General features: G+C 38.8%; 8 protein-coding genes and 1 pseudogene. 1 reads left to right on the forward strand and 8 read right to left on the reverse strand.

The annotated features are described in order from the left end of the window. Positions 1–103 precede the first annotated feature (103 nt). The 5 genes and pseudogenes from ACIR310F_RS24635 to folD form a co-directional block, all read right to left on the reverse strand. A pseudogene (locus ACIR310F_RS24635) lies at positions 104–232 on the reverse strand (divergent PAP2 family protein); the annotation flags it as partial. 122 nt (positions 233–354) lie between these two features. After that, positions 355–966 carry a hypothetical protein gene (locus tag ACIR310F_RS0119545; protein ID WP_028085283.1) on the reverse strand — a complete coding sequence of 204 codons (612 nt, stop codon included), beginning with the start codon at positions 964–966 and terminating at the stop codon, positions 355–357. A 308-nt stretch (positions 967–1,274) separates the two neighbouring features. Continuing rightward, positions 1,275–1,736 carry a divergent PAP2 family protein gene (locus tag ACIR310F_RS0119555; RefSeq protein WP_028085284.1) on the reverse strand — a complete coding sequence of 154 codons (462 nt, stop codon included), beginning with the start codon at positions 1,734–1,736 and terminating at the stop codon, positions 1,275–1,277. A gap of 85 nt (positions 1,737–1,821) precedes the next feature. Beyond that, positions 1,822–2,760 carry a geranylgeranyl diphosphate synthase CrtE gene (crtE, locus tag ACIR310F_RS0119560; RefSeq protein WP_028085285.1) on the reverse strand — a complete coding sequence of 313 codons (939 nt, stop codon included), beginning with the start codon at positions 2,758–2,760 and terminating at the stop codon, positions 1,822–1,824. A gap of 248 nt (positions 2,761–3,008) precedes the next feature. Further along, complete coding sequence (gene folD / locus ACIR310F_RS0119565) at positions 3,009–3,887, reverse strand: bifunctional methylenetetrahydrofolate dehydrogenase/methenyltetrahydrofolate cyclohydrolase FolD (RefSeq protein WP_028085286.1); 879 nt, start codon at positions 3,885–3,887, stop codon at positions 3,009–3,011. A gap of 240 nt (positions 3,888–4,127) precedes the next feature. Between folD and ACIR310F_RS0119570 the strand changes: the two genes are divergently transcribed. Further along, positions 4,128–5,141 carry a hypothetical protein gene (locus tag ACIR310F_RS0119570; RefSeq protein WP_035368541.1) on the forward strand — a complete coding sequence of 338 codons (1,014 nt, stop codon included), beginning with the start codon at positions 4,128–4,130 and terminating at the stop codon, positions 5,139–5,141. 27 nt (positions 5,142–5,168) lie between these two features. On the opposite strand, the gene ACIR310F_RS0119575 is transcribed toward ACIR310F_RS0119570, so the two are convergent. The 3 genes from ACIR310F_RS0119575 to ACIR310F_RS0119585 all read right to left on the reverse strand — a co-directional run bounded on the left by ACIR310F_RS0119575 (position 5,169) and on the right by ACIR310F_RS0119585 (position 6,835). Then, positions 5,169–5,471, reverse strand: coding sequence for a 4a-hydroxytetrahydrobiopterin dehydratase (locus ACIR310F_RS0119575; protein ID WP_028085288.1), 303 nt, complete (start codon positions 5,469–5,471; stop codon positions 5,169–5,171). A gap of 46 nt (positions 5,472–5,517) precedes the next feature. Then, complete coding sequence (locus tag ACIR310F_RS23865) at positions 5,518–6,165, reverse strand: methyltransferase (protein ID WP_028085289.1); 648 nt, start codon at positions 6,163–6,165, stop codon at positions 5,518–5,520. A gap of 376 nt (positions 6,166–6,541) precedes the next feature. Next, complete coding sequence (locus ACIR310F_RS0119585) at positions 6,542–6,835, reverse strand: 4a-hydroxytetrahydrobiopterin dehydratase (RefSeq protein ID WP_028085290.1); 294 nt, start codon at positions 6,833–6,835, stop codon at positions 6,542–6,544. Positions 6,836–7,205 lie beyond the last annotated feature (370 nt).

Raw genomic sequence — 7,205 nt, forward strand, 5'->3', positions numbered from 1 at the left:
CTTATTAAATGTTTACATAAAGTTCAAATTTTTTGAGGACTTAAACAAAACTTGCCTAAAAATCTGATTATTGTGTAAGAGTAATATCCTTACTGACAACCAACTAATAGGCCGCCCTAGCTAACCAAGAAATAGTTACACCCAGAACCGAACCAGCAATAACCTGAACTGGTGTATGTCCTAGTAGTTCCTTGAGACGGTCATAGTTCCTATTCGTAATTATCTCGTTCCCAGTCTCCGACTGGGAATGCTATCACAGAGGTGCTGACTCCAGACTCCACTGTTTTTGAAAGCAGAGCCTTCTAGAATTCATTCCCATACAGAGTATGGGAACGAGAGAAACGAGAAATTATTTTAATGTTTTTGGATTTTTAATTCACATTGTTGGAAAATATAATTCACCGCAGCAAATAATTTATCTAAATCTTGAATCATATACAGATTTTTATTTCGAGTAAATACATCACCAACCAACTTTCCAAATTGCCATATTTTCCCGTTAGAAACAATTCCAAAAATATCACTAACAAAATCATCATTAATTCTCTGAACTGCGATCATTTCAGCTAAACACTGACTCCAACCTTCTTCAAATTTGTCTTGTTTAGCTTCAACTATCAAAAAATAAGGTTTATCAAAAACAATTGTACTTAAAGAGTTTCGCTGTGCCACAGTATAATCAGGAATACCTGATAAATCCTCATCATAAGCTAATGCTTCATGACTCCAAAGAGTTAATTTACTTCGGTAAGGTTTCCATACTTCTTTCAATACTGGATAAATGAGATTTTCACAAATAGCATCTTCGGAGTTATCAATAACTCCATCTGTAAATAGCAAGTCTAATTCCTCCTTAAAAGATTCCTTGGCCGGAAATTCTACTTCCAACATAAAATTAGATTGCACATACTTGATTTGAAATTTTTTAATGACTGAACTAATACTTTTATAATTGCTAAATGCCATAAAATTGTGTCAATCCTTAAATCCTTATGACCAGGGAACAGGGAACAGGGAAAAGGTTTTGGGCAACTTTACTTTTCGTTACTGATGTCGGTTTTTTTCCGTTCACCTACTTATAGCTTCCCATTGTGCGTCACGAAAATCAGCGTTTAGGTTATTCAACGCCTGACGCAGAAGGACTAATACTTTTTCTCTAAGTATGGTTGTCATATCTGCTGCGTATCTACTTGCCATACTATTGTATCACAAAGGATAACCAACACCATTTGTAATACGTTGATCATCTGGGAAATCCGGGCAATTACCAATGACTAATATGCAGCCCTAGCTAACCAAGAAATAGTTACACCCAGAACCGAACCAGCAATAACTTGAACTGGTGTATGTCCTAATAACTCCTTGAGACGGTCTTGGAAAAAGTCCGGTTTTTCATGAAATAATTCATCAATCATTTGATTAAGTATCCGTGCTTGCTTACCGGCAGCTTGACGGACACCAGCGGCATCATACATCACAATAATAGCAAAAACCGCAGCTAGAGCAAATTCTGGAGATGCCCAACCTAAAGTTTGTCCTACACCGTCTGCTAGGGCTGTCACTAGGGCTGAATGGGCGCTAGGCATACCCCCAGTCGTGACTAGGACACGCACGTCTAATTTTTGGTGTTTGACTAACTCAACGATCAGCTTTAATCCTTGAGCCACAAAACAAGCTACAAGCGCAACCAACAGTACCCGGTTATTAATAATTTCGCCTATGCCTATGTCCTGCATGGTATTTTGGTGAGGTTAGTAAGTGTGAGTAGTGGTTGTGTGGAGGAAAAATGAGGATACAAGCCGCCAAAATCTAAAATTGGATTTAGTGATTGCGGCTGGTGATAAAATGAGCGAGTGCTTGGAGAGGAATAGCTTTTTCCCCATAAAATTCTAATTCAGCACAAGCCTCAGCAACTAGTTGTTGAGCTTTAGCGCGAGATTCTTCAATTCCCCACAAACTAGGATAGGTGACTTTTTTAGCTGCTAGATCCTTACCAGCGGTTTTACCTAACTGTTCTTGGGTAGCAGTAATATCTAGAATATCATCAATGATTTGGAAAGCGAGACCAATATTTTGAGAATAACGAGTTAATTTTTGCACATCTTGAGCAGATGCACCGGCAATAATTCCTCCACAAACTACGGAAGCTTCTAACAGGGCTGCGGTTTTATGATTATGAATAAAATTCAGAGTTTCTAGGGAAATATCCGACTTACCTTCCGATTCTAAATCTACCACTTGGCCACCGACTAAGCCAGCCGCACCCAAAGCCTTGGCCAGACGAATAATTACTTGTAAAACCCTATCCCTGGGTACATTTTCAGGAGTTTGGGCGGCCACATACTCAAAAGCTAAGGCCAATAAACCATCTCCTGCTAAAATAGCCACATCTTCACCATAGACTTTATGATTTGTCAATTTACCACGACGATAATCATCATTATCCATAGCGGGTAAATCATCATGAATCAGTGACATGGTATGGATCATTTCTACCGCGCAAGCTGTGGCCATGGCCATTTCTATTGTGCCACCAATCATGTCAGCGGTAGCTAGACAGAGAATGGGACGAACTCGTTTACCTCCAGCTAAGAGGGAGTAGCGCATGGCTTCATAAATCTTTTCTGGATAAACGACGGTAATGGAATTATCCAAAGCCTGTTCGCAAAGCTGTTGTCGTTCTTTGAGATAGGTAGCGAGGTTAAAACTAGCCGACTCTGATTTTTGTGGGGTTGTCAATTTCTCATCCGTTGCTACCATGCTTTGTATTCCTCTTAACTGTTGAAAATATGGGGCTGTTGTTTGCGATCTGTATATTAATTTTACGGGGGTTGGGGACGGAAACACTCACGGAATTTTAGATTTTAGATTTTAAATTTTGGATTTTGGCTTGAAGCTTCAAAGTTTAAAATCTCAAGGAGTTTGAAGCCCCTAAATTCATTTGGGGAATAAATCTAAAATCCACAGTCCAAAATTTTTAATCCTCCTGCATTCATAAGAATTATTTATCAATTGCCTGTTGTTTGTAAATAGCTAGAGACAGTGTTCTGTAATAACATAGCAACTGTCATCGGACCAATACCACCAGGAACAGGGGTAATATATTCTGCCACATTAGCGATCGCTTCAAACTGAATATCACCAACCAAACGACTTTTGCCACTGTTATCTGTAACTCGATTTATCCCTACATCTACCACAACCGCGCCCGGTTTGACCATCTCAGCGGTAATCATTCCCGGAATACCTGTGGCTGCAATGAGAATATCCGCATTTTGGGTAATCTCCGGTAAATTCTGAGATTTTGAATGAGCAATTGTGACTGTAGCATTAGCCTCCAATAACATCAAGGCCATGGGTTTCCCTACTAAAATACTACGCCCCACCACTACTGCATTTTTACCCTGTAAAGGAATTTTGTATTCCGCTAATAAGCGCATCACACCAGCGGGAGTACAACTGCGTAAACCTATTTCACCACGTACAAGTTTACCTAAGTTTACCGGATGTAGTCCATCAGCGTCTTTGCCTGGTGCAATTCGATGTAGTAGACTGACAGCATCTAAATGATTGGGTAAGGGCAATTGTACCAAAATTCCATCTACCCTTTCATCTTCGTTGAGTTCAGCAATCACTTCCTCCAGTTCAGTTTGACTGGTTTGGGTGGGGAAGTGTTTACCAAAAGAGATAATTCCCACTTTAGCACAGGATTTTTCTTTATTGCGGACATAAGCGGCTGAAGCTGGGTTATCACCAACCATGAGTACAGCCAAACCAGGCCATCGGCCAATTTTACCTTGTACTATGGTAATAGTCTGGCGCAGTTCTTGTTGAATTTTGTCGGCTAATGCCTTACCGTCGAGGATTTTGGCAGTTTGTCTATTCATAAAGAAGGGAACTCTAAACAGGGAACAGGGAACAGTTTTTGATTTTGATCTTTGGTCTGTATCCTGATCTTTTGTTTATTCATTTTCTCATTTTCCCAGTCCCCTAAAATTTAATTTTTTGCAGTAAAATACTAACTTGCTTTATTCACCAATTTCCAGAATAATCAATAGGAGGTTATGTGAATATAAGCACAAATCGCATACACCAACTACTTACCCATCGTGCAAGATACCGACTCCATGAATAACATAGCTGCTGCACTGCAACAGCCAGCAGATTTAGATTTTCAACTACCTGATCCAGAAGATGAGGAAATTCCTGAGTCTGACTTTTTACAACAACTAGATGTAGCATGGCAAGTATGCGATCGTTTTGACTTGCAAACAGAAATTTGGCGAGGCCGGATCTTACGTTCTATCCGTGACAGAGAAAAAAAAGGCGGAGATGGGCGCGGTACTGGTTTTCTTAAATGGCTCAAAGAACGGGAAATCAGTAAAACCCAGGCTTACAGTTGGATTCAATTAGCTAATAGTGCTGATACCCTGATTTCTGATGGCAAACTCGACCCAGACACAGTTAACAACTTTAGTAAACGGGCCTTTGTCGAAACGGCCAAAGCTGTACCAGAAGTACAACAGATGGTTAGTGAAGCCGCGCAAAAAGGTGATCGCATTACCCGGAGAGAAGTCCGTCAACTTACTGACGAATGGACTGCCATGACATCAGATTTATTACCAGAAGAGGTGAGAGAAAAAGCCGCAGATAACAGCCTCCCACCGCGCTACATTGCCCCTCTAGTCAAGGAAATGGAAAAACTGCCCGAATTGCACCAAAAGGCATTACAACGGGATATAGCCGCCAATCCTGACGTTGATACTGTTAAACAAGCGACTTCAGAAGCCCGTCAATTAGCTAAATATCTCAAATCTGCTGCTCAGGTACAAGCGTTAATAGCGGAAGATGTAGATATTGAAACCGCATTAGAAGAAGCCCAAAGAGTCGGTTGTTTAAGTATCGCTGCTGACTTGGTAAATCAAGCGTCTCAAATTGAACAAAATATTGCTAAGTTGTATATGACTTGGAAAAAAATTGGTAATTTAGCGGATAGATTGTATGTAGATACGGGTGCAAGTACACCTAACCTGCGATCGCTCCTCACTTGTATAGAACCCCTTGGTGGTGAAATGATGGAATTGCAATTAAGTGGCGCAATAGAACATACAATTAGATTACAAATTCAGGAAACAAATTAGTTTCGGGTATTACCAATTCCTCCTTATTTAGGGTAACAGCGGTGCTGCTAATTCATCCATTTTTTTAGCAAGTTCAACATCTAAATTGCTGATAACATGACCTAAATCGTGAGTCAAAAGACTCACCTCAACCAAGTTATAAATATTCAGCCAGATCGGGTGATGTTTGATTACCTCAGTGTAAATTGCAACACTAACCATCCAACCCATTGCTTCATTAAAAGAACGAAATTCAAATTTTTTGTATAACTTACCTTCCTTGACTATCCAACCCGCTAGACTTGCTAAAGCTGCTTGTATTTCCGTTTCCGTGAGTTTATAGCCTGTCATTTGTGATTATGCTCCTGATGATATTTCAACTCAATGTCAACTGGGATTAATTCATGGTTAAGCGAAACAGATATTTTTTATCAGTTTTTGCATACCGTACCTCAGCAATTTTTTCGACAACAAAGTTTGACGGAATTTTATTAAGTGCGTTTAAATCTCCAATAGTGGAATAACTAAAAAACACCTCCCCTTGAGGTGCAATGTATTCAGGAATTTGTTGGATAAAATTGAGGAATATTTCACCACCTGGATCATTTGTGGTCAACTCGCCCACACTTTCAATTGGTTTATCGAACAAAGGGGTATTAAAAAGAATAACATCAAATAAAACTTTAGGCAAAGATTGGAATAAATCCGAACGGTAAATTTTAGCTTTGCGGAAATTTATCAATGTATTCAATTTAGTGCAGAATGTAGCATGAGCAGCTATATCAGAAAGATAAAGTTCTTCTACATATTTACCTAAACTAAGTCCCACAACCCCTGTACCACAACCCAATTCTAAAAGTCGCTTTTTCTTGGTTTGAAGATTTTGATAAATCTCTTGAATAGGGTTCAACATAAAGAAAGAACTAGAACCAGGTGCAGGATGATATACATGAGGTAAAGCGATAATATTCATGTTATTAATTCTATAAGCAGCAAATTTAGCCTGCTTATTAAGAAAATCCTGATGAAAAGATGTTTGTTGCATTTCTAGATAAGTTAAAGTTCAAGTTGTGTAACTATACAATTACACCGGCAATAAAATTCTGAAGAAATACTAAAAAATTAGTAAACCGTCAGACACGGGTATAGGGTATGTTAGAGCTAGGAGTGTGATAACTATGTGTACCTTTAAAGCTTATACAGCACGAGTTTGATATGTCACACCATGAAAAATATTTATGCTATTTTAGCACTTACACCAAGGTAAAATGGCATTTTATTTCATGAGCTTATTAAGAATAGAATCAATAAAGCCCTAAAAGGATTTGTTTTTGATGTCTGGTAACACTAAAATGCTTCCATGACTTGTATGATGGTGGTTCTGTAGTGTGCCGAATCCATATTTTATTCGCTGAGGCTAATTATGAAGATGCTAATTCTTCCATTTTCTCCGCTAATTCTACATCTAAATTGCTGATAGCATTACCGATATCGTGGGTAGTAAGATCAACTAGAACAGTGTTGTAAACATTAAACCATTCCGGGTGATGTCCGATTTGTTCCGCATAAATACCGACACTAACCATCCAACCTAAGGCAGTCGCAAAAGAATTAAATTTATATTCTTTGTATAAATTGCCATCTTTGATTTGCCATCCTGGTAAACTCTTGAGAGCTAGTGTTAGTTCAGTTTCGCTCAATTTTCGTGCTGTCATTGTCCTAACCTACACAGGGATTTTATCAATCACTATTCTATCTAATTACCATCTTTGGCGATTTTCGTACCTCTATCTTTTGAGTAAAATTCGCAAATAGCGAAAACTAAAATAAGAGCTATATTTTGACAATTCCCGACAATAGTACCCCCGGACAAAGCAAAACTTCAGCCAAATAAAGCTGGTACTAATAGGGCTTTTTAAGCCAGAGAAATCTCTAAAAATCAGATAACTAGAGCGATCGCTAACCAAGGAGAAAATGAGACAATGATTAAAATTCTACCTAGATTTTCTCAATGCAATTATAGAACTCCTATTTGATTTTTGATAGCTTGCGTGGCGTAGCCATACAAGAATTAGTAGGTATCAA

The organism is Dolichospermum circinale AWQC310F (assembly GCF_000426925.1).
Classification (GTDB): Bacteria; Cyanobacteriota; Cyanobacteriia; order Cyanobacteriales; family Nostocaceae; genus Dolichospermum; species Dolichospermum circinale.